21 protein-coding genes are annotated in these 20,585 nt (G+C 68.4%); 5 read left to right on the top strand and 16 right to left on the bottom strand.

Features of this window, described 5'->3' with window-relative positions; translation table 11 throughout:
- Positions 1–42 precede the first annotated feature (42 nt).
- Positions 43–1,182: a glutamate 5-kinase gene (proB, locus tag AC1RLW_RS19540; protein WP_095743913.1), complete on the top strand. Its 1,140-nt coding sequence runs from the start codon at positions 43–45 to the stop codon at positions 1,180–1,182.
- Between the two features lie 37 nt (positions 1,183–1,219).
- On the opposite strand, the gene AC1RLW_RS19535 is transcribed toward proB, so the two are convergent.
- The gene (locus AC1RLW_RS19535) at positions 1,220–1,813 is read right to left on the bottom strand and encodes a CNP1-like family protein (RefSeq protein WP_487847837.1); all 594 of its coding nucleotides are present in this window, start codon (positions 1,811–1,813) and stop codon (positions 1,220–1,222) included.
- Positions 1,761–2,429: an RNA pyrophosphohydrolase gene (locus tag AC1RLW_RS19530; RefSeq protein WP_062474507.1), complete on the bottom strand. Its 669-nt coding sequence runs from the start codon at positions 2,427–2,429 to the stop codon at positions 1,761–1,763. The genes AC1RLW_RS19535 and AC1RLW_RS19530 overlap by 53 nt, the downstream gene beginning before the upstream one ends.
- A gap of 135 nt (positions 2,430–2,564) precedes the next feature.
- Between AC1RLW_RS19530 and AC1RLW_RS19525 the strand changes: the two genes are divergently transcribed.
- Together AC1RLW_RS19525 and AC1RLW_RS19520 are read left to right on the top strand one after the other, a co-directional pair.
- The gene (locus AC1RLW_RS19525; protein WP_493194575.1) at positions 2,565–4,310 is read left to right on the top strand and encodes a proline--tRNA ligase; all 1,746 of its coding nucleotides are present in this window, start codon (positions 2,565–2,567) and stop codon (positions 4,308–4,310) included.
- On the top strand, positions 4,307–4,963 hold the full coding sequence (locus AC1RLW_RS19520) for a lytic transglycosylase domain-containing protein (protein ID WP_062474504.1): 657 nt from the start codon (positions 4,307–4,309) through the stop codon (positions 4,961–4,963). Before AC1RLW_RS19525 ends, AC1RLW_RS19520 begins: the two co-directional genes overlap by 4 nt.
- A 16-nt stretch (positions 4,964–4,979) precedes the next feature.
- Here the strand turns inward: AC1RLW_RS19520 and paeA are convergent, their stop codons facing one another.
- From paeA to hemA, 5 genes are all read right to left on the bottom strand, one after another.
- A complete protein-coding gene (paeA, locus tag AC1RLW_RS19515; protein WP_153285784.1) occupies positions 4,980–6,299 on the bottom strand; it encodes a polyamine export protein PaeA in 1,320 nt (439 codons plus the stop codon).
- Between the two features lie 92 nt (positions 6,300–6,391).
- On the bottom strand, positions 6,392–6,721 hold the full coding sequence (grxD, locus tag AC1RLW_RS19510) for a Grx4 family monothiol glutaredoxin (protein WP_062474501.1): 330 nt from the start codon (positions 6,719–6,721) through the stop codon (positions 6,392–6,394).
- A gap of 32 nt (positions 6,722–6,753) precedes the next feature.
- Positions 6,754–7,611: a peptide chain release factor N(5)-glutamine methyltransferase gene (prmC, locus tag AC1RLW_RS19505; RefSeq protein WP_493194573.1), complete on the bottom strand. Its 858-nt coding sequence runs from the start codon at positions 7,609–7,611 to the stop codon at positions 6,754–6,756.
- Positions 7,611–8,699 (bottom strand): peptide chain release factor 1, encoded by a 1,089-nt coding sequence (gene prfA, locus AC1RLW_RS19500; RefSeq protein WP_369644492.1) that lies wholly within the window; start codon positions 8,697–8,699, stop codon positions 7,611–7,613. The genes prmC and prfA overlap by 1 nt, the downstream gene beginning before the upstream one ends.
- A gap of 106 nt (positions 8,700–8,805) precedes the next feature.
- Complete coding sequence (gene hemA, locus AC1RLW_RS19495; protein WP_062474496.1) at positions 8,806–10,080, bottom strand: glutamyl-tRNA reductase; 1,275 nt, start codon at positions 10,078–10,080, stop codon at positions 8,806–8,808.
- A gap of 111 nt (positions 10,081–10,191) precedes the next feature.
- Here hemA and AC1RLW_RS19490 point away from each other — a divergent pair, with 111 nt between their 5' ends.
- A complete protein-coding gene (locus tag AC1RLW_RS19490; protein ID WP_159274962.1) occupies positions 10,192–10,470 on the top strand; it encodes a hypothetical protein in 279 nt (92 codons plus the stop codon).
- A 7-nt stretch (positions 10,471–10,477) separates the two neighbouring features.
- Here the strand turns inward: AC1RLW_RS19490 and AC1RLW_RS19485 are convergent, their stop codons facing one another.
- The 4 genes from AC1RLW_RS19485 to AC1RLW_RS19470 all read right to left on the bottom strand — a co-directional run bounded on the left by AC1RLW_RS19485 (position 10,478) and on the right by AC1RLW_RS19470 (position 13,744).
- A complete protein-coding gene (locus AC1RLW_RS19485) occupies positions 10,478–10,996 on the bottom strand; it encodes a GNAT family N-acetyltransferase (protein ID WP_493194570.1) in 519 nt (172 codons plus the stop codon).
- Complete coding sequence (locus AC1RLW_RS19480; protein ID WP_062474493.1) at positions 10,996–11,790, bottom strand: ABC transporter ATP-binding protein; 795 nt, start codon at positions 11,788–11,790, stop codon at positions 10,996–10,998. Before AC1RLW_RS19480 ends, AC1RLW_RS19485 begins: the two co-directional genes overlap by 1 nt.
- Entirely contained in the window at positions 11,790–12,686 is an 897-nt protein-coding gene (locus tag AC1RLW_RS19475; protein ID WP_062474491.1) for an ABC transporter permease, read from the bottom strand. The genes AC1RLW_RS19480 and AC1RLW_RS19475 overlap by 1 nt, the downstream gene beginning before the upstream one ends.
- 80 nt (positions 12,687–12,766) lie before the next feature.
- Positions 12,767–13,744, bottom strand: coding sequence for an ABC transporter substrate-binding protein (locus tag AC1RLW_RS19470; RefSeq protein ID WP_172438392.1), 978 nt, complete (start codon positions 13,742–13,744; stop codon positions 12,767–12,769).
- Positions 13,745–13,969: 225 nt separating this feature from the next.
- Here AC1RLW_RS19470 and AC1RLW_RS19465 point away from each other — a divergent pair, with 225 nt between their 5' ends.
- On the top strand, positions 13,970–14,440 hold the full coding sequence (locus AC1RLW_RS19465) for an Lrp/AsnC family transcriptional regulator (protein WP_056578260.1): 471 nt from the start codon (positions 13,970–13,972) through the stop codon (positions 14,438–14,440).
- Positions 14,441–14,453: 13 nt separating this feature from the next.
- Here AC1RLW_RS19465 and AC1RLW_RS19460 read toward each other — a convergent pair whose 3' ends face one another.
- Genes AC1RLW_RS19460 through ugpA form a run of 5 tightly spaced genes read right to left on the bottom strand, consistent with a single transcriptional unit; the run spans position 14,454 to position 20,543 of the window.
- Complete coding sequence (locus tag AC1RLW_RS19460) at positions 14,454–16,958, bottom strand: DUF3772 domain-containing protein (RefSeq protein WP_493194567.1); 2,505 nt, start codon at positions 16,956–16,958, stop codon at positions 14,454–14,456.
- 51 nt (positions 16,959–17,009) lie between these two features.
- Complete coding sequence (gene ugpQ, locus AC1RLW_RS19455) at positions 17,010–17,756, bottom strand: glycerophosphodiester phosphodiesterase (protein ID WP_493194566.1); 747 nt, start codon at positions 17,754–17,756, stop codon at positions 17,010–17,012.
- 3 nt (positions 17,757–17,759) lie between these two features.
- On the bottom strand, positions 17,760–18,767 hold the full coding sequence (gene ugpC / locus AC1RLW_RS19450) for a sn-glycerol-3-phosphate ABC transporter ATP-binding protein UgpC (protein ID WP_062474484.1): 1,008 nt from the start codon (positions 18,765–18,767) through the stop codon (positions 17,760–17,762).
- A 3-nt stretch (positions 18,768–18,770) separates the two neighbouring features.
- On the bottom strand, positions 18,771–19,622 hold the full coding sequence (gene ugpE / locus AC1RLW_RS19445; protein ID WP_062474482.1) for a sn-glycerol-3-phosphate ABC transporter permease UgpE: 852 nt from the start codon (positions 19,620–19,622) through the stop codon (positions 18,771–18,773).
- 39 nt (positions 19,623–19,661) lie between these two features.
- The gene (ugpA, locus tag AC1RLW_RS19440) at positions 19,662–20,543 is read right to left on the bottom strand and encodes a sn-glycerol-3-phosphate ABC transporter permease UgpA (RefSeq protein WP_062474481.1); all 882 of its coding nucleotides are present in this window, start codon (positions 20,541–20,543) and stop codon (positions 19,662–19,664) included.
- Between the last annotated feature and the right edge of the window lie 42 nt (positions 20,544–20,585).

Genomic DNA, 20,585 nt, shown 5'->3' with positions numbered 1-20,585 from the left:
AAGCAGCGCAGGCTGCATTCCTGAAACACGCCTTCTTTCTTCATGACCTCGAATTCCGGTTCCACTGCCTTGCGGGATGCCCGCCGTATCGTCGTCAAGGTGGGCTCCAGCCTCGTGACCAACGAGGGCCGCGGCCTCGACGAAGGTGCCATCGGCGAGTGGTGCCGGCAACTGGCCGAGCTGGTGCGCGATGGGCGCGAGGTGGTCATGGTGTCGAGCGGCGCGATCGCCGAAGGCATGAAGCGCCTGGGCTGGAAGACCCGGCCGCACGAAATCCACGAACTGCAGGCCGCGGCGGCCGTCGGGCAGATGGGCCTGGCCCAGATGTACGAGACCAAGCTGCGCGAGAACCAGATCGGCAGCGCGCAAGTGCTGCTGACGCATGCCGACCTCGCGGACCGCGAGCGCTACCTCAACGCGCGCTCGACCCTCGTCACGCTGCTGCGCCTGGGCGTGGTGCCGGTGATCAATGAGAACGACACCGTGGTCAACGACGAGATCAAGTTCGGCGACAACGACACGCTCGGCGCGCTGGTCGCCAACCTGGTCGAGGCCGATGCGCTGATCATCCTGACCGACCAGAAGGGCCTGTACACGGCCGACCCACGCAAGGACCCCGACGCCAAGTTCGTGCACGAAGCCGCCGCAGGCGACCCGGCGCTCGAAGCCATGGCCGGCGGCGCCGGCTCGAGCATCGGGCGCGGCGGCATGATCACCAAGATCCTCGCGGCCAAGCGCGCGGCGGGGTCCGGTGCTTCCACGGTCATCGCCTGGGGCCGCGAAGCCGACGCGCTGCTGCGGCTCACGCGCGGCGAATCCATCGGCACGCTGCTGGTGGCGCAGACCGCCAAGCACCAGGCACGCAAGCGCTGGATGGCCGATCACCTGCAACTGCGTGGTGCCGTCATCGTCGATGCCGGTGCGGCTGCGAAGGTGCGCGGCGAAGGCAAGAGCTTGTTGCCGATCGGCATGACGGGTGTGTCGGGCGAGTTCTCGCGCGGCGACGTGATCGCGGTGCGCGACGTCGACGGCGTCGAACTGGCCCGTGGGCTGGCCAACTATTCGAGCGTGGAGGCCCGGCTGCTGTGCCGCAAGCCGTCGGCCGAGTTCGAGCGGCTGCTGGGTTACGCGGCCGAGCCGGAGATGGTGCACCGCGACAACATGGTGCTGATGCCCGGTTGATCGCCGCCAGGGCGGGGCGCCGTGCCCCGCCGCTGCTTCAGGGCAGTTCGCGCAGCGGATTGCGGATGTTCTGCACCATCTCGTTGACCGAGCTGCGCGGCGCATTGCCCCGGCACAGGCCCTGCGACGCCAGCGCCGGCACGTAGCTGGAGTTCATGTCCTTCACGCGCTTCCACTCGGGCGACTTCGTTTCCTGCCAGGCGCCGTTGTTGTAGCGGGCATAGCTCTTCATCTCCGCCGTCGAGCAGCGCACGCCTTCGTAGAACGCATTGACGGCGCCACCGGCCCGGTTCTGCGCCACCACCACGTAGCGCACGATGCCGTCCTTCGTGATGGCGATGGTGTTCGGGTCGACGCCGAATTTCAGCGTCATGTAGGGCGGCATCGCGATCGGCAGCAGACGGCTTTCGCTGAAGGCGGGCGGCGGCGGCACCGCAGTTTCTTCCCACTCCTTGTCCTGCTCGGTGCTCTTGGGCGCTGGCGGCATGCCGGCCTGGGCCCAGTCGGGGTTGTCGGTGTCGTAGCCGCGGGAAGCGCAGGCGGCCAGCAGGCCGACGCAGGCGATGACGAGCGCACGCTCAGCGTGGCGTCGGGAAAGAAGAGGGCGCGCTGTTCTTGGGAGGAGGTTCATCGCTCGCAGAAGGAATGTCGGGATGCGGGTCGAAGCTGCCGCCGGGCGGCAGGTCGAGGCCCGCAGGTGCTCCATGGTCCAGCGTGTGGCGCTCGAATTCTCGGGCGCGCACGTTGCTGCGCAGGAAGCGGTTGCGGAAATCCTGCCGGGGCAGGTAGCGAGCAAGCTCGGTAAGCGCCATCTCGTAGACGCCGCGCTTGAACTCGACGACCACGTCGAGCGGGACCCAGTAGTCATGCCAGCGCCAGGCGTCGAATTCGGGATGGTCGGTGGCACGCAGGTTGAGATCCCAGTCGTGGCCGACAAGTTGCAGCAGATACCAGATCTGCTTCTGGCCTTTGTAGTGGCCCCGTGCGTCACGGCGGATGAACCGATCCGGCACCTCGTAGCGCAACCAGTCGCGGGTACGGGCCACGATGCGCACATGCTCCGGATGGAGCCCGACTTCCTCGTGCAGTTCCCGGAACATGGCTTGCTCGGGACTTTCGCCACGGTCGATGCCGCCTTGCGGAAACTGCCAGGAATGCGTGCGTATGCGCTTGCCCCAGAAAACCTGGTTTCTCTGGTTGAGCAGGATGATGCCGACGTTGGGCCTGAAGCCGTCCCGGTCGAGCATAATCAAACCCCAATTTTTGAACTGAGTCGATTATGCATGCCGGGTTGCACTCGGCAAGCGACCGGTTCCGGGCTCTCAGGGTCTCTCCGGGGTGCCTGTCTCCCTCCTCACTTCGAACCCACCTGCGCGATCCCGATGAAAGCTTCCCGATTCTTTGTCTCCACCCTGAAGGAAGCGCCCGCTGACGCCGAGGTCGCGAGCCACCGCCTCATGATGCGGGCCGGCATGATCAAGAAGCTCGGCACGGGCATCTACACGTACATGCCCATGGGCCTGCGCGTGATCCGCAAGGTCGAAGCGATCGTGCGCGAGGAAATGAACCGCGCCGGCGCCGTCGAGCTCACGATGCCTGTGGTCCAGCCGGCCGAGTTCTGGCAGGAGACCGGCCGCTTCGAGAAGATGGGCCCCGAGCTGCTGCGCATCAAGGACCGCCACGACCGCGACTTCGTGATCCAGCCCACCAGCGAAGAGGTGGTCACCGACATCGCGCGCCAAGAGATTCGCAGCTACAAGCAGCTGCCGAAGAATTTCTACCAGATCCAGACCAAGTTCCGCGACGAGCGCCGTCCGCGCTTCGGCCTGATGCGCGGGCGCGAGTTCATCATGAAGGACGCCTACAGCTTCGACCGCGACCTCGACGCGGCCAAGGCCAGCTACCAGGTGATGGCCCAGGCCTACCGCAACATCTTCGACCGCTTCGGTCTGCGCTACCGCGCCGTGGCGGCCGACAGCGGCGCCATCGGCGGCGACCTGAGCGAAGAGTTCCAGGTGATCGCTGCCACCGGCGAAGACGCGATCGTCTACTGCCCCGACAGCACCTACGCCGCCAACATGGAAAAGGCCGAGGCGCTGGCCCCGGCCGGCCCGCGCCCGGCCGCCGCCAACGCGCTCGAGAAGACGCCCACGCCCGGCAAGAGCACCTGCGCCGACGTGGCCGAGCTGCTCGGCGTGCCGCTGGCCACCACGGTCAAGTCGCTGGTGCTGGCCACCGACATCCTCGACGACGCCGGCAACATCCAGGGCGCGCAGATCTGGCTGCTGCTGCTGCGCGGCGACCACGACATGAACGAGATCAAGGTCAGCAAGCTGCCTGGCCTGGACAAGGGCTTCCGCTTTGCCACCACCGCCGAGATCGACGAGCACTTCGGCTGCAAGCCGGGCTACCTCGGCCCGCTGAACCTCAAGAAGCCCGTCAAGCTCGTGGCCGACCGCGAGGCCGCCGTGCTGGCCGACTGGATCACCGGCGCTAACGAAGTCGACTTCCACATGACCGGCGTCAACTGGGGCCGTGACCTGCCCGAGCCCGACCTGGTGGCCGACCTGCGCAACGTGGTCGCCGGCGACGCCTCGCCCGACGGCAAGGGCGTGCTGGCCATCGAGCGCGGCATCGAGGTGGGCCACGTCTTCGTGCTGGGCACGAAGTACAGCAAGGACATGAACGCCACCTACCTCGACGAAGGCGGCAAGCCGCAGTTCCTCGAGATGGGTTGCTACGGCATCGGCATCACGCGCCTGCCGGCCGCCGCCATCGAACAGAACCACGACGAGCGCGGCATCATCTGGCCCGACGCGTTGGCACCGTTCACGGTCGTGGTCTGCCCGATCGGCATGGACCGCAGCCCCGAGGTCAAGGTCGCGGCCGAAGCGCTCTACGAAGAACTGCTGGCCAAGGGCGTCGACGTGCTGCTCGACGACCGCGGCGAGCGCCCGGGCGCGATGTTCGCCGACTGGGAACTGATCGGCGTGCCGCACCGCGTGGTCATCTCGGACCGCGGCCTCAAGGAAGGCCAGCTCGAGTACCAGGGCCGGCGCGACACCGCCGCCACCAAGGTGCCCGTGGCCGGCGTCGCCGACTTCATCGCCGGCAAGCTCGCGGCATGAGCGTGGCGGGGGGCCTTTCGCGACGCAGCTGCCTGTTGGGCAGCGTTGCGGCAGGCGCCCTGACGACACTGGCACTGCCCCAGGTGGCCTGGGCCGGCGCGCAGATCGAAGAGCCGCTGATCGACTCGGTGCGCACCGCGTTGAGCTCGGCCATCCACAACAAGGCGCCGCCGGTGCCGCAGTTCGCTGACACCGAGGCCCGCCTCGCGTACCTGCGGTGGCTCGGCGAGATGAGCGAGCGCCTGCGCAAGAAGGTCGCCGACCCGGCCACGCGCATCGAGTTCCTGCAGACCGTCTGGTACGAGGCCAAGCGCTCGGGGCTCGACGTGAGCCTGGTGCTGGGCCTGATCCAGGTCGAGAGCAACTTCCGCAAGTTCGCGGTGTCCAGCGCCGGTGCGCGCGGCTACATGCAGGTGATGCCGTTCTGGACCCGCGTGATCGGCGACAGCGATTCGGCCAAGCTGTTCCACATGCAGACCAACCTGCGCTTCGGCTGCGTGATCCTGCGCCACTACCTCGACCGCGAGAAGGGCGACCTGTTCATGACGCTGGGCCGTTACAACGGCAGCCGGGGCCGCGCGCCGTACCCGAACGCGGTGTTCGCGAACCAGCGGCTGTGGGCTTACGTCGACAGGGACCGCTCGGCGGCCTGAAGGCAGCCGCGGTTGCTCAGTCGGCGACCACGGCCTTGGCGGTCGCCGAGCCCCTGGTCACCATCACCTGGTCGATGCGGTAGCTGTCGACGTCCATCACCTCGAAGGTGTAGCCGCCCCAGGTCACGCTGTCCGTGCGCTTGGGCACGCGGCGCAGCATCACCATCAGGAAGCCGGCCAGCGTTTCATATTCCTCGGCGTGCGGCAGCTCGTCGATGTGCAGCGCGCGCTGCACGTCCTGGATCGGCGTGATGCCGTCGATGAGCCATGAGTTCTCGTCGCGCTTCACGATCTGCTCTTCTTCGGGCGTCGAGGTCGACACCAGGTCGCCCATCACCGTGCTCATCACGTCGTTGAGCGTGATCACGCCGACCACCAGGCTGTACTCGTTGACGATGATCGCGAAGTCTTCGCGCGCCTGCTGGAACTGCTCGAGCACCTCGGTGAGCGAGAGGCGGTCGGGAATCACCAGCGCCTTGTGCAGCGTCAGGCCCTGGTCGAAGGCCAGCGGCTGGCCGCTGAGCACGCGCTGGAACATGTCCTTGGCGTCCACGTAGCCCAGCACGTGGTCGATGTCGCCGTCGCACACCGGGTAGGCCGAAAAGGGCTCGGCCACGATGCGCGCGCGCAGCACCGACTCGGGGTCGTCGTGCAAGAACCAGGCGATGCTCTCGCGCGCGGTCATCACGCTGCTGACGAGGCGCGTGTCCAGCTCGAACACGTTGGCGATCACCTGCTGCTCGCGCGCCGCCAGCACGCCGGCCTGCGCGCCGGCTTCGGTCATGGCCAGGATGTCGGCCGAGGTGATCTTGTCGTCGCGTGCCATCGGCATGCCCAGCACCTTGAACAAGAGGTCGGTCGCGCGCGTGAAGAACCACACCAGCGGTTTGAAGGCGGTGATCAGCAGCAGCATCGGCCCGACGATGCGCACCGCGAGCCGTTCGGGCGCGCTCATGCCCAGGCGCTTGGGGAACAGGTCGGCGAACACCAGGAACACCGCGATCACGATCACGAACGAGCACAGGAAGGCGATGTTGGCCGCCACCTCCACGCTCAGCCAGTTCTCGAAGAAGCGGGCGAAATACGGGCTCAGCGAGCCTTCGCCCACCACGCCGCCGAGGATCGCCACGGCGTTCAGGCCGATCTGCACCACGGTGAAGTAGTGGCCCGGCTGCTCCTGCACGCGCAGCACCTTTTCCGCGCGCGGGTCGCCCTCGTCGGCCATCTGGCGCAGACGCAGGCGGCGCGAGGCGGCCAGGCAGATTTCGGCGAGGGAGAAGAAGGCGCTCATCGCGATTAGCAGCGCGATGATGAGCAGGCTTTGGGTGAGAGTCATGGCGGCACGTCGTAGACCGCCATGGTGCCATGACTGGCACCGGGTCCGGGCGCGCGCGGGGCGCGGCGCCCGTCAAACGGGGAGCGGGAGGCTCAGGCGGATGCGCCGCCGCCGATCACCTGCTGCAGCTCGCCCGACTCGTACATCTCCATCATGATGTCCGAGCCGCCCACGAATTCGCCCTTCACGTAGAGCTGGGGGATGGTGGGCCAGTTGCTGTATTCCTTGATGCCCTGGCGGATGCCGTCGTCTTCGAGCACGTTGACGGTCTTGAGCGTCTTGGTGTCGACGCCCACGGCCTTGAGGATCTGGATGGCGCGGCCCGAGAAACCGCACATCGGGAAGCTGGCGTTGCCCTTCATGAAGAGCACGAGTTCGTTGGACTTGACGAGGTCGTCGATGCGTTGTTGAGCGTCGGACATGGGGACTCCTGAAGAAAAGTGGGCTGGGGGGATTATTTCACCGTGCGCCAGATGCCGCCGGAGCAGCGCGCGATGCCGGCGAGGTCGTCACGGCTTTGCACCTCGGCAAAGCCGCGGGTGGCCAGCAACTGGCGCACGGCCTCGGCCTGGTCGTGGCCGTGCTCCAGCAGCAGCCAGCCGCCGTCGGCCAGGTGGCTGGGCGCGTCGCGCACGATCTGGCGGATGTCGTCCAGGCCGTCGGCGCCGGCGACCAGCGCGCGGGTGGGCTCGTGGCGCAGCGCGGGCAGGTGCGGGTCGCCGGCGGCGATGTACGGCGGGTTGCTGGCGATGACCGCGTAGCCGTCGGCGGCGCCGTCGAGCCAGCTCGATTCGGTGAAGCGCACCGGCAGGCCCAGGCGCTGCGCGTTGGCCCGGGCCACCGCGAGCGCGTCGGCGCTGGCGTCGACCGCGTCGACCTGCGCGTCGGGGCGCGCATGCTGCAGCGCCAGCGCGATCGCGCCGCTGCCCGTGCCGAGGTCGAGCACGCGTGGGGCCGGGCGGCTGTCCGGAGATGCAAGGCAGGCCAGGGCCCACTCGACCAGCGTTTCGGTGTCGGGGCGCGGCACCAGCACGCGGGCATCGACCTGCAGCTGCAGGCCGTGGAATTCCTTCTCGCCCAGCAGATAGGCGACCGGCTCGCCCGCCGTGCGGCGCGACAGCTGGCGCGCGAACGCGGGCCATGCGTCGTCGGGAAACGGGTCGGTGTCGTGCGCGAGCAGCCAGGCGCGGTCGTTCACGGGGCGGCCCAGCGCGTGCAGCAGGAGCAGCTGGGCGTCGAGGCGGTCGATGCCCAGGGCCATGGCCGCGGCCAGCGCCTGCGCCACGGTGGACGGTGCGGCGGCTTCGGTCATCACGCGGGCAGGCTCGATTCCAGCTCGGCCAGCTGCTCGGCCTCGCGCGCGGCGCGCAGCGCCTCGAGCACGTCGCCCAGGTCGCCTTCCATGATGGCGAGCAGCTTGTAGAGCGTGAGGTTGATGCGGTGGTCGGTGAGCCGGCCCTGCGGAAAGTTGTAGGTGCGGATGCGGTCCGAGCGGTCGCCGCTGCCGATCAGGCCCTTGCGCATGGCGGCGTCCTTGGCGGCGCGCTCGCTGCGCTCCTTTTCCTGGATGCGCGCCGACAGCACCTGCAGCGCCTTGGCCTTGTTGCGGTGCTGGCTGCGGTCGTCCTGGCACTCGGCCACGATGCCGGTCGGGATGTGCGTGATGCGCACGGCCGAGTCGGTCTTGTTGATGTGCTGGCCGCCGGCGCCGCTGGCGCGGTAGGTGTCGATGCGCAGGTCGGCCGGGTTGATCTGCACCGCCACGGTCTCGTCGGGCTCGGCCAGCACGGCAACCGTGCAGGCGCTGGTGTGGATGCGGCCCTGCGTCTCGGTGGCCGGCACGCGCTGCACGCGGTGGCCGCCCGACTCGAAGCGCAGGTGGCCGAAGACGTCGTCGCCCACGATGCGGATCACCACTTCCTTGTAGCCGCCGAGCTCGCTCTCGCTTTCGCTCACCACCTCGCAGCGCCAGCCGGCGCGCTCGCAGTAGCGCGTGTACATGCGCAGCAGGTCGCCCGCGAAGAGGGCCGATTCGTCGCCGCCCGTGCCGGCGCGGATTTCCATGAAGGCGTTGCGCGCGTCGTCGGGGTCCTTGGGCAGCAGCAGACGCTGCAGCTCGTCTTCGAGCTGCACCAGCTCGGCCTCGGCACCGGCGATTTCTTCCCTGGCCATCTCGGCCATGTCGGGGTCGTCGAGCATCTCCTTCGCGCCCGCGATGTCGGCTTCGCGCTGCTTGAAGCGCTCGTAGCGGCCGGCAATCTGCGTGACCTCGGCGTGCTCGCGCGAGATGGTGCGGTACTGCGCCATGTCGCTCATGATGTCTTCGCGCGAGAGCAGGAAGTCGAGCTCGCCCAGGCGTTGGACGTAGCGTTCGAGTTGGTGGCGCAGAAAGGATTTCACGACGGAAGGGGCTCGAAAAATGGGGAGGGGAACGCCGCAGTGCAGCGGCAGGGCGCATGGAAACCGCGGCCCGCGCGGCGAGCGGGGCCATCGACGCGCGTCGTCGCTAACGCTCTTTGCGCAGGAACAGGCGCGACAGCGTCTGCGCCGTCTGTTCGCGCGAGGCGGCATCGCCCGCGTGCAGCTCGGCCATGGCGCCGTGCATCATCTTCTGCGTGAGGCCGCGCGACATGGCCTCGAGCACTGCATCAATCGATTCGCCCTTGGCCAGCAGCTTGCGCGCGCGGGCCATCTCGGTGGCGCGCCATTCGTCGGCCTGCGCGTTGAGCTGCTGGATCAGCGGCACGGTGCCGCGCTGGCCCAGCCAGTGCATGAAGCTCTGCACGCCGGCGTCGATGATGACCTCGGCCTGCGCCACGGCGGCCTGGCGGTTGGCCTGGCCCTGCTGCACCACCTGGGCGAGGTCGTCCACGGTGTACAGGTAGATGTCTTCGAGGGCCTTCACCTCGGGCTCGATGTCGCGCGGCACGGCCAGGTCGACCATGAACATCGGGCGGTGCTTGCGTGCCTTGAGCGCGCGCTCCACGGCGCCCAGGCCGATGATCGGCAGCGTGCTCGCGGTGCAGCTGATGACGATGTCGAACTCGGCCAGCCGCGCCGGCAGGTCGGCCAGCCGCATGGCTTCGCCGCCGAAGCGCGAGGCCAGCTTTTCGCCGCGCTCCAGCGTGCGGTTGGCGATGGCGATGGCCTTGGGTTCCTTGGCCGCGAAGTGCGTGGCCGCGAGGTCGATCATTTCGCCCGCGCCGACGAACAGCACGCGCGTCTTGCGCAGGTCTTCGAACAGCTGGCCGGCCAGGCGCACGGCGGCGGCGGCCATGCTGATCGAATGGGCGCCGATTTCGGTGGCGGTGCGCACTTCCTTGGCGACCGCGAACGAGCGCTGGAACAGCTGGTTGAGCGTGCTGCCGAGCGCGCCGGCGGTTTCGGCCGCGCGCACGGCGTCTTTCATCTGGCCGAGGATCTGGGCCTCGCCGAGCACCATGGAGTCGAGCCCGCTGGCCACGCGGAAGGCGTGGCGCGCGGCTTCGTCGTCGTGCAGGGTGTAGGCGTGCGAGCGCAGCAGGGCGGGGGCCACGCCGCCGCTCTGGGCCAGCCAGCCGAAGGTGTGGTCGAGCGCGATGTGCTCGGAGGCGCAATAGATCTCGGTGCGGTTGCAGGTCGAGATGATCGCGGCCTCGACCTGCGGGTGGCTGCTGTTGCCGGCGAAAGAGCTGCGCAGGCTGTGCAGCGTCGGGGCGATCTGGTCGAGCGCGAACGCGAAACGACCGCGCAGATCGAGCGGCGCGGTCGTGTGGTTCAAGCCGAGAGCCCAGACTGACATGTCCACGATTATAAAATCAGCAGCCGGGCGAGGTTTGCCGAGGGGCAAATGGCTTTCCCTATGACAGCCATATGCGCCGCCACATGGCCTTGCGCTCACTCACAGCCCCTCATGGACCTGCTGGATCTCTTCAACCACCTGCTTAATTTTGCGGCACCGGCGGCCTTCATCGCCCTGGTGCTGGTGGCGGTCGGGCGCTTTCTCGGCGGCCCGCGCACCGGCATTCCGCGCTGGTGGAAGCAATGGGCGATCACCTTCGGGGCCGGCCTGCTGACCTCGCTGGCCGGGCTGATCCTCACGGGCCGCGACGGCTCGATGGCCACCTACGCCGCGCTGGCGGTGGTCTGCGGCACGGTGCAGTGGATCGCGATGCGCGGCTGGGGCCGCTGAGCCGGGCTCAGTCCAGCCGGCGGGCCATGTAGACCGAGTCCCCGGGGTAGGTCGCCAGCCGGGCCTGCTGCAGGTCGTCGGCCGGCGCCGTGGCCGCGTAACCCTGGCGCTCCCAGAACCCGACCGAGGCCTGCACCGACACCAGCGTCGAATGCCGCCAGCCCGCGCGCAGCGCGTGGGCCCAGGCGTGGCGCACGAGGCGCGGCCCCAGGCCCAGCCCCGAGGCCTCGGGGTGCACGGCCAGGTCGTGCAGGTAGAGCGCGTCGGCGTCGGGCGCCACCTCGAAGTCGCCGTGCAGCGGCGTGAGCTTGCCGCGCTGCGAGGGGTAGGCCGCCAGGTAGGCCCGCACGGCGCCGCCGTGCTCGGCCACCCAGCCGGTGTGCGGCGAGGCCGCCAGCCGCCGCGCGATGAGCACGCCGTCCTCCACGAACCCCACGCCGTAGCAGGCGAGCTGGATCGCCAGCACCGCGTCGAGGTCGTCCGCGCGCATGTCGCGCACGAGGAGACGGGAAGGCACCGCGTCCATCAGGCCAGCAGCAGCTTGTCGTCGTCCAGCTTCTCGCCGCGCGTCTGCTCGAACATGCGCAGCAGGTCGGGCACGTCCAGGCCCGCGCGCTGGTCGCCGGCCACGTCGAGGATCACCTGGCCCTCGTGCAGCATCACGGTGCGCGTGCCGTAGTCCAACGCCTGGCGCATGCTGTGCGTGACCATCATCGCCGTGAGCTGGCTGCCTTCGACGATCTTGGCCGTCAGCTCCAGCACGAAGGCGGCGGTCTTCGGGTCGAGCGCTGCCGTGTGTTCGTCCAGCAGCAGGATGCGCGAGGGCCGCAGCGAGGCCATCAGCAGGCTCACGGCCTGGCGCTGGCCGCCCGAGAGCAGGCCGATGCGGTCGGCCAGCCGGTTTTCCAGGCCCAGCTTCAGGATCGACAGCTTCTCGCGGAACAGCTCGCGCAGGTTGCGGTTGAGCGAGAAGCCGAAGCCACGCCGCTCGCCGCGCTTCCACGCCAGCGCCATGTTTTCCTCGATGGTCAGCGCCTCGCAGGTGCCAGCCATCGGGTCCTGGAACACGCGCGCCACCATGCCCGAGCGCTGCCAGGCGTTCAGGCGCGTCACGTCCTTGCCGTCGATGTCGATGCGGCCCTTGTCGACCATCAGGTCGCCGCTGATCGCGTTGAGAAAGGTCGACTTGCCCGCGCCGTTGGAGCCGATCACGGTGACGAACTGGCCGGTGGGAATGTCCAGGCTCAGGCCGCGCAGCACGCGGTTCTCGATCGGCGTGCCCGGGTTGAAGGTGATTTCGAGTTGTTGGGCGCGCAGCATCAGTTCTTCCCCTTGAAGAGTCCGCCCAGCTTGCGCTTGTAGGCGGGCACCAGCAGCGCGAACGCCACGAGCACGGCGGTGACCAGGTTCAGGTCCTGCGCCTGCAGGCCCATGAAGTCGGTGTTCAGCGCCATCGCGATGAAGAAGCGGTACAGCAGCGCACCCAGCACGCAGGCCAGCGTGGTGATGACCATGCTGCGCGCGGGCAGCAGGGTCTCGCCGATGATCACGGCGGCCAGGCCGATCACGATCGTGCCCACGCCCATCGAGATGTCGGCCGTGCCCTGGCTCTGCGCGAACAGCGCGCCGGCCAGCGCCACCAGCGCATTGGAGAGCGCCAGGCCCGCCATGGTCTGGAAGTCGGTCGAGATGCCCTGGGCCCGCGCCATGCGCGCGTTGCCGCCGGTGGCGCGCATCGCCAGGCCCGCTTCGGAGGCAAAGAACAGGTCGACGACGATCTTCGCGGCGATCACGATGATCAGCAGCAAGAGCGGCTTGGCCCACTGCTCGGGCATGCCGCCGAAGCTGACCATGCTGAACACCGTGGGTTCGGTGATGAGCGCCACATTGGGCTTGCCCATCACGCGCAGGTTGATGGAGTACAGCGCGATCATCACCAGGATGCTCGCGAGCAGCTGCATGATCTTCAGCTTGACGTTGAGCCAGGCCGTGAGCCAGCCCGAGGCGGCACCGGCCACGCAGGCCACGGCCGTGGCGGCGGCGGGGTTCCAGCCCGCGACGATCAGCGTCGCGGCCACGGCGGCGCCCAGCGGAAAGCTGCCGTCCACCGTGAGGTCGGGAAAGTTGATGATGCGAAACGACATGAAGACGCCCAGCGCGACCAGTCCAAAAATCAGACCGATCTCGATGGCGCCCAGCGAAGCAATGAGGGACATGGGGGCTTCCGGCGGGAGCGCAGTCGGCGGGCCCCGGCGCCCGGCCTGCGCCGGAAGCAGAAGGCCCGCCGGGGCGGCGTTTACTTGGTGCTGACGACCTTCGCCGACTTCAGCAGCGCGTCCGACAGGGTCACGCCCTGCAGCTTGGCCGCGCCGGGGTTCACCACCAGCTCGAAGTTGGTGCTGGTCTGCGAGGCGATGGTGCCGGGCTTCTCGCCCTTGAGGATGCGCACCACGATCTTGCCGGTCTGGCGGCCGATGTCGGTGTAGTTCAGGCCCAGTGCGGCCACGGCGCCGCGCTCGACGGTGGCGGTGTCGGCGGCCACCACGGGCAGCTTGGCCTGCTGGGCCACCTTCACGATGCCCTCGAAGGCCGAGACCACGTTGTTGTCGGTGGGCGTGTAGATCACGTCGGCCTTGCCGACCAGGCTCTGGGCGGCGGTGGGCACGTCGACCGTGCGCGCGGCGGCGGCTTCGACCACCGTCATGCCGGCGGCCGAGGCGGCCTTCTTGAGCGACTCGACGATGGCCACCGAGTTGGCTTCGCCGGGGCTGTAGATCACGCCGACGCGCTTGGCCGTGGGCACGACCTTCTTGATCAGGTCGATGTGCTTTTCCAGCGGCGACAGGTCGGACACGCCGGTCACGTTGGTGCCCGAGGGCTCCCAGTTCTTCACCAGCTTGGCGGCCACCGGGTCGGTGATGGCCGAGTACACGACGGGAATGGTCTTGGTGGCGGCCACGGTCGCCTGCGCCGACGGCGTGGCGATGGCGACGATCACGTCGGGCGCATCGCCCACGTACTTGCGGGCGATCTGGGCGGCGGTGCCCACGTTGCCCTGGGCGCTCTGGTAGGTGAACTTGAGGTTCTTGCCCGCTTCGTAGCCGGCGGCCTTCAGCTCTTCCTTCACGCCATCGCGCACGGCGTCCAGCGCCGGGTGCTCGACGATGGCGGTCACGGCGACCGACTTGTCGGCGGCCAGGGCCGGTGCGGCGGCGAGCACGCCGAGGGCCAGGGCCACGGCGCTGAAGGGGGTGCGAAGCAAAGCGTTTTTCACGTAAGGGTCTCCGGGTGGGGAAAGGGGTGTGGGTGCGTTCGAAGCCGCCGGCAAGGCACCGGCAAAGCACCAGGGCGCGCAATTCAGCGGCCCGGCGTGGCGCAACGCCGTCCGGGCGCGTCGAAGTCTAGATCGTACTTTGCACAATTAAGGTGCATGAATGCCTCGGGCTTTCCCCGCTTTAGGAAACATAATTGCATCATTGATGCGTATGGGGAGACAAAATTGCAGATCATCGAACTCGACCGGACCGATCGGCGGATTCTGGACCACCTCCAGGCGCACGGCCGCGCGTCCAACCTGGACCTGGCCGAGGTGGCCCAGTTGTCGCCCGCGCAGTGCCTGCGGCGCCACCGGCGGCTCGAGGAACTGGGGCTGATCAGCGGCTACGCCGCGCGGCTCAATGCGCGCCACATCGGGCTGGGCGTGATCGCCTTCATCCACGTCACGATGGCGCGCGGTCACGTCGACGAGCTGCCCAAGTTCCAGGACCTGATCGCCGACATGCGCCAGATCCTGGAGTGCTACTCGGTGACCGGCGACTTCGACTACGTGCTCAAGGTGGTCGCGCGCGACCTGGAGGCGCTGTCGCAGTTCCTCATGCACACGCTGATGCACATGCCGGGCGTGTCGGCGGTGCGTTCCAGCGTGTGCCTGAACGAGATCAAGTGCACGGGGGCGCTGCCGCTCGAATAGGGCGACAGCGGCGTCAGGTGCTGGTGGTGCCCGGCAGCGGGGACGCCGGCGTGGCCGGCGCCGGCGACGGCTCGGCGGGCAGCACCGGCGCGGGCGCCGCCATCACCAGCGTCGTGGGCGTGGCCAGCGGCAGGTCGGCCTGCTTGAGCGCATCGAGGATCGTGAACAGCAGGTCGCTGCGCACGCCGCCCGCCAGCCGGGGGCTCGGCACGTAGGCGATGGCCTGGAAGATCAGCAGCCCGTTCTCGATGCCCTCGAGCGTGAGCGAGGGCGCCGGCGTTTCCAGCACGCCCTCGTGCGCGCGGCAGGCCTCGAGGATCAGCTCGCGCACGCGCTGCGCGTCGGTGGTCAGCGGCATCGGCAGGCGGATCAGCACGCGGCCCTCGGCGTTGGCCAGCGTCATGTTGCGCACGGTCTTGGTGATGAACTCCGAGTTCGGCACGATCAGCGTCGAGCGGTCGCCCAGCTGGATCTCGGTGGCGCGCACGTTGATGCGCCGCACATCGCCCTCGGTGGTGCCCAGCACCACCCAGTCGCCCACCTTCACCGGCTGCTCGGCCAGCAGGATCAGCCCCGAGATGAAGTTCTGCACGATGGCCTGCAGGCCGAAGCCGATGCCCACCGACAGCGCGCTCGCCACCCACGCGATGCGCTCGATGCCGATGCCCAGCGCCGACAGCGAGAACGCCACCACCAGGATGCCGCCCACGTAGCCCAGCAGCGTGGTGATCGAGCTCTGCATGCCCGGTTCGAACTGCGTGCTCGGCAGGTAGCTGCGCGAGAGCCAGCGCTTGAACACCCGCAGCACGATGAAGCCGATCACCGCCACCGCCACGGCGCTGAGGATCGCGCCCGGCACCAGCTGGAATTCGCCCACCTTCACGCCGGTGCCGAGCTTGCCGCCGCGCTGGAACACCTCGCCCGGGCCCGTGCCCAGCGGCGCGGCCAGCGCCACCAGCATGTAGAAGAACAGCGCCACGCGGCTCAGGCCCGAGAGCACCGTGGCCGCCTGGTCGAGCGTCTGCGGCGCCAGGCCGAAGCTCTTCTGCAGCCGCTGGCCGGAGGCGCTGCGCGAGGACACCACGGCCATGAACAGGTCGTCGGCGAACTTGAACAGCACATAGAAGGCCGCCGCGACGATGCCGCTCCAGGTGAGCTGCGAGGCTAGGAAGCTCGCCAGCGCCACGTAGCCGAAGGCCACGAGCACCCAGATCGCGATCACCAGCACCACGATCAGCGCCACCAGCACCCCGACCCACATCGGCCGTTCCGGCAGGCCGGCGTCGGGCGCGTCGGCGCGCAGCGCCTTCAGGCGGTACACGACGGTGCCGACCAGCGCGGTGAGCAGCAGCGCCGTCGCCACATGCGTGGTGACCACGGCGGCAAAGCTGGCGTCGATGAGCGCGTTGATCTCGGCCGGCGTCCACGCCAGCGCGGCCACCAGCGCCACCAGCCACGGCAGCGCCGACAGGCGCTGCGCCGTGAGGTCGGGAATGGCCGGCAGGCGCCACGACGGCCGCCCCGTGGCCAGCAGCCCGCGCCCCAGGCCGATGATGAAGGCCATGAAGGTCAGCGTCTGCGCCGTCGATTGCAGCGCCTTGCGCGCCTGCGCGTCCCACATCGCGTGGGCCTTGAGCACTTCGACGACGCCGTGCGCGGCCACGGCGACCAGCAGCACGTGCGTGGCGACGATGGCGATCACCAGCAGCGAGCGGCGCAGCCGCCCGGCCGGCAGCACGCGCGTGGCCAGGCGCGCCAGCCCGCGCTCGGCGGCCCAGACGCCGAGCCAGGCGAGCAGCAGCGCGCCGATGAACGAGGCGATCACGGGCGTGCGGCTTTCGGGCTGCAGCGCCTGGTCGAAGCCGTCACCGAGCGCCGCCCCGATCGCCTGCAGCCGTTCGAAGTCGTCGGGCCAGGCCTCGCGCAGGTCGTCCCAGAATTCGCCGCTGAGCGGCGAGGCGGCGCGGCTGGTGAGTTCGGCCTCGAACTGCTGGCGCCGCTGCGACACCACGTCGGTGCCGCGCTGGCGCACGTCGATCGCCAGCAGCTTGGCCAGGCGGATGTCCGCGTCGAGCGCGTTGCGTTCCTTGGTCAGCTGCGCGCGCTGGCGCGTGATGTTGGGGTCTTCGGTGGCGCCGGCGGCGGGCGGGTTGCCGAGTTCGCCGAGGCGCGCGTTCAGGTCGGCCAGCTCGCTGGCGCGGGCGGCGACGAACTTGTCGGCCTGCACGCCGATCTCGTTGATCTGCGCGAGCTGCTTGCGTGCGTCGTCTTCGGCGCCCGGAACGACACTGGCGTTGGCCTTGCCCGAGGGCGCGATGCGGGCGAACTGCGCGCGCAGCTCGGCGATGGTGGGGGGCGGGGCGGCGGCCGCCGCGGTGTTGGCGCTGTTGTTGGGGTTGCCGTTGCCTGCGTTCATGCTGGCGTCCGGCTGCGCGAAGGCGCCGCCGCACGTCAGCAGGGCCCACAGAGCCAGGAGGGCGGGAAGGCACAGGCCCGCCAGGCGAGAGGTCCGATTCATGGCCGCATCATAGAAGCCGCCATGACGTAAGAACGGGTAAGAAATGCAGCGTCAGCCCGCGGGGCTGAACAGGTCCACCCGGTCGGTGATGATGCCGTCGGTGCCCAGGTCGATGAGCCGCTGCGCCGCCCAATCGTCGTTCACCGTGTAGCTCAGCGAGCGCAGGCCCGCGCCATGCACCTGCGCCACGGTGGTGGCGTCCCACAGCGCGTGGTTGCAGACGATGGCCTGGCAACCCAGGCCCAGCGCGGTGTCGAGCCAGCCGTTCCAGAGCGTGTCGAGCAGCAGGCCGCGCGGCAGTTCGGGCGCCACGGCCTGTGCGCCCTTCAGCGCATCGACCTGGAAGGAGGTGAGCAGCGGCGGCACGGCCGCACCCTGCCAGCGGCGCGCGGCTTCGCGTGCCACCACCTCGCCGGTCTCGCGTTCGGTGCCGGGCGTGGGCTTGATCTCGATGTTCAGCAGCAGGTCGTTGGCGCGGCAGAAGCGGGCCAGGTTCTCCAGCGTGGGCAGCGGCTCGCCCGCAAAGGCGCGCGAATGCCAGCCGCCGGCGTCGAGCTGCGACAGCGCGCCCCATGTCTGCTGGCCGCCGATGCCGTGGCCGTTGGTGGTGCGCTCGAGCGTGGCGTCGTGCATCAGGAAGACCACGCCGTCGGCACTGAGCTTGGCGTCGCACTCGAACATGCGGTAGCCGTGCGAGGCGCCGAAGCGGAAGGCCGCAAGCGTGTTCTCGGGCGCCAGCTTGCCGGCGCCGCGGTGCGCGACCCAGCGGGGGTAGGGCCAGGGGCTGCGTTCGGCCATCGCTCAGTCGGCGCGCTTGCCGGAGCCGGCGTCGAACCAGTGCAGCTTGTCTTCGCGCGCGGCGATCTTCACCGTGTCGCCGGCCACCGGCGGATGGTCGCCTTCGTCGGTGCGCATGATGATCTGTTCTTCGCCGATGCGGCCGTACACCAGGCGCTCGGCGCCCAGCAGTTCGACCTGCTCGACCTGCACGGTCCAGCCGCTTTCGTCGAGCTTCATGTGCTCGGGGCGGATGCCCAGGATCTGGCCCGGGCGCACGCCCGGTGCGTGCTTGAGCAGGTTCATCGGCGGCGAGCCGATGAAGCTCGCCACGAAGGTGGTGGCAGGCCTGGAGTACACCTCTTCGGGCGTGGCGAACTGGTCCATCACGCCGCCGTTCATCACGATGATGCGCTGCGCCAGCGTCATGGCCTCGACCTGGTCGTGCGTGACGAACAGCGAGGTGATGCCGAGTTCGCGGTGCAGCTTCTGGATCTCGAGGCGGGTCTGGGCGCGCAGCTTGGCGTCCAGGTTCGACAGCGGTTCGTCGAACAGGAACACCTGCGGCTGGCGCACGATGGCGCGGCCCATGGCCACGCGCTGGCGCTGGCCGCCCGAGAGTTCGCGCGGCTTGCGTTCGAGCAGGTGGCCCAGCTCGAGGATCTTGGCCGCCTTGTCGACGCGCACCTTGATCTCGGCCGTCGGCACCTTGGCGATCTTCAGGCCGTAGGCCATGTTCGCGAACACGCTCATGTGCGGGTACAGCGCGTAGTTCTGGAACACCATGGCGATGTCGCGCTCGGAGGGTTCGAGCTGGTTCACGACCTTGCCGCCGATGCAGATTTCGCCGGCGGAGATTTCCTCCAGGCCCGCGACCATGCGCAGCAGCGTCGACTTGCCGCAGCCCGAAGGGCCGACGATGACGATGAATTCATGGTCGGCGATCTCGGCGCTCACGCCGTGGATGACCTGGTTGGCTTTCGGCCCGTGGCCGTAGCGCTTGATGACGTTGCGTAGGGAAAGAGCTGCCATTTTTTATTTCTCGGTATCAACAAGGCCCTTGACGAACCATTTCTGCATCAGGATCACCACCAGCGCGGGCGGCAGCATCGCCAGGATGGCGGTGGCCATCACGACGTTCCATTCGTTCTGTCCGTCGCCGCCGGCAATCATTCGCTTGATGCCGACCACCACGGGGTACATGTCTTCGCTCGTGGTCGCCAGCAGCGGCCACAGGTACTGGTTCCAGCCGTAGATGAACTGGATCACGAACAGCGCCGCGATCGAGGTCTTGGACAGCGGCAGCAGCACGTCGAAGAAGAAGCGCATGGGGCTCGCGCCATCCATGCGCGACGCTTCGGTGAGCTCGTCGGGCACCGTGAGGAAGAACTGGCGGAACAGGAAGGTGGCCGTGGCCGACGCGATCAGCGGCACCGTCAGGCCCGCGTAGGTGTTCAGCATGTTCAAGTCGGACAGCACCTTGTAGGTGGGCAGGATACGCACCTCCACCGGCAGCATCAGTGTCACGAAAATGGCCCAGAAGCAGATCTTCTTGAACGGGAAGCGAAAGTACACGATGGCGAAGGCCGACAGCAGCGAGATGGTGATCTTGCCGATGGCGATGACCATGGCCGTCACGAAGCTCACCCACATCATGTGCGCCACCGGGGCGTTGGAGCCCGCGCTGCTCTCGCGCCCGAACAGCGCGCCCTTGTAGCTGTCGACGATGTTCGAGCCGGGTGTCAGGGGCATCGGCGCCTGCACGATCTCCTGGGCCGTGTGCGTGGACGCCACGAACGCCAGGTAGAGCGGGAAGGCGACGATGAACACGCCCAGGATCATGATGACGTGGGCCAGGATGCCCTGTGTGCCGCGTTTCTCAACCATGCTGCGCTCCGCCGGATTCGATTTGTTCTTGTTGCTTCATCAGTACTGCACTTTCTTCTCGACGTAGCGGAACTGGATGACGGTCAGCGCCACCACGATCACCATCAGCACCACCGACTGCGCGGCCGAGCCGCCCAAGTCCAGGCCCTTGAAGCCGTCGTGGTAGACCTTGTAGACCAGGATGGTCGTGTCCTTGCCCGGACCGCCCTGCGTGGCTGCATCGACGATCGCGAAGGTGTCGAAGAAGGCGTACACCACGTTGATCACCAGCAGGAAGAAGGTGGTGGGCGACAGCAGCGGGAACTGCACGGTCCAGAAGCGGCGCCACGGGCGCGCGCCGTCGATGGCCGCGGCCTCGATCAGCGACTTCGGAATGGACTGCAGCCCGGCCAGGAAGAACAGGAAGTTGTACGAGATCTGCTTCCACACCGAGGCCATCACGATCAGCGTCATGGCGTGGCCCGAGTCGAGCAGGTGGTTCCAGTTGATGCCGATCTTGCCCAGGGCATAGGCCACCACGCCCAGCGAAGGCGAGAACATGAAGACCCACAGCACGGCCGCCACGGCGGGCGCCACGGCGTACGGCAGGATCAGCATGGTCTTGTAGAACATGCCGCCGCGCACGATGCGGTCGGCGAACACGGCCAGCATCAGCGACAGGCTGATGCCGATGCCGGCCACCAGCACCGAGAACAGCGCGGTGGTCTTGAACGACTCGGCATAGGCCGGGTCGTCGAACAGGTGGCGGAAGTTGTCGAACCCGACGAACTCGACCGAGGTGCCGAACGCGTCCTGCTGCTGCAGCGACTGCAACAGCGCCTGGCCGGCCGGCCAGAAGAAAAACACGAGGATCACCGCCATCTGCGGTGTCAGCAGCAGCCAGGGCAACCAGCCCGAGCGAAAGAAAACGCGTTTTTCCATGAAGCCCCTACATAAAAAATCCCGCCCGGCGCACCCTGGAAG

It is taken from the genome of Variovorax sp. GW822-FHT04A09 (assembly GCF_058801005.1).
This window is presented reverse-complemented; position numbering and strand designations above follow the sequence as displayed.

Excerpts from the sequence above, each read along its gene's own strand:
- ugpA (WP_062474481.1), bottom strand. The coding sequence starts at position 20,543 with ATGGAAAAACGCGTTTTCTTTCGCTCGGGCTGGTTGCCCTGGCTGCTG.
- AC1RLW_RS19490 (WP_159274962.1), top strand. The coding sequence starts at position 10,192 with ATGGACCTGCTGGATCTCTTCAACCACCTGCTTAATTTTGCGGCACCG.
- AC1RLW_RS19475 (WP_062474491.1), bottom strand. The coding sequence starts at position 12,686 with ATGTCCCTCATTGCTTCGCTGGGCGCCATCGAGATCGGTCTGATTTTT.
- AC1RLW_RS19460 (WP_493194567.1), bottom strand. The coding sequence starts at position 16,958 with ATGAATCGGACCTCTCGCCTGGCGGGCCTGTGCCTTCCCGCCCTCCTG.
- proB (WP_095743913.1), top strand. The coding sequence starts at position 43 with ATGACCTCGAATTCCGGTTCCACTGCCTTGCGGGATGCCCGCCGTATC.
- AC1RLW_RS19485 (WP_493194570.1), bottom strand. The coding sequence starts at position 10,996 with ATGGACGCGGTGCCTTCCCGTCTCCTCGTGCGCGACATGCGCGCGGAC.
- ugpC (WP_062474484.1), bottom strand. The coding sequence starts at position 18,767 with ATGGCAGCTCTTTCCCTACGCAACGTCATCAAGCGCTACGGCCACGGG.
- prmC (WP_493194573.1), bottom strand. The coding sequence starts at position 7,611 with ATGACCGAAGCCGCCGCACCGTCCACCGTGGCGCAGGCGCTGGCCGCG.
- AC1RLW_RS19525 (WP_493194575.1), top strand. The coding sequence starts at position 2,565 with ATGAAAGCTTCCCGATTCTTTGTCTCCACCCTGAAGGAAGCGCCCGCT.
- paeA (WP_153285784.1), bottom strand. The coding sequence starts at position 6,299 with ATGACTCTCACCCAAAGCCTGCTCATCATCGCGCTGCTAATCGCGATG.
- AC1RLW_RS19480 (WP_062474493.1), bottom strand. The coding sequence starts at position 11,790 with ATGCTGCGCGCCCAACAACTCGAAATCACCTTCAACCCGGGCACGCCG.
- AC1RLW_RS19535 (WP_487847837.1), bottom strand. The coding sequence starts at position 1,813 with ATGAACCTCCTCCCAAGAACAGCGCGCCCTCTTCTTTCCCGACGCCAC.
- AC1RLW_RS19530 (WP_062474507.1), bottom strand. The coding sequence starts at position 2,429 with ATGCTCGACCGGGACGGCTTCAGGCCCAACGTCGGCATCATCCTGCTC.
- AC1RLW_RS19520 (WP_062474504.1), top strand. The coding sequence starts at position 4,307 with ATGAGCGTGGCGGGGGGCCTTTCGCGACGCAGCTGCCTGTTGGGCAGC.
- ugpE (WP_062474482.1), bottom strand. The coding sequence starts at position 19,622 with ATGGTTGAGAAACGCGGCACACAGGGCATCCTGGCCCACGTCATCATG.
- hemA (WP_062474496.1), bottom strand. The coding sequence starts at position 10,080 with ATGTCAGTCTGGGCTCTCGGCTTGAACCACACGACCGCGCCGCTCGAT.
- ugpQ (WP_493194566.1), bottom strand. The coding sequence starts at position 17,756 with ATGGCCGAACGCAGCCCCTGGCCCTACCCCCGCTGGGTCGCGCACCGC.
- grxD (WP_062474501.1), bottom strand. The coding sequence starts at position 6,721 with ATGTCCGACGCTCAACAACGCATCGACGACCTCGTCAAGTCCAACGAA.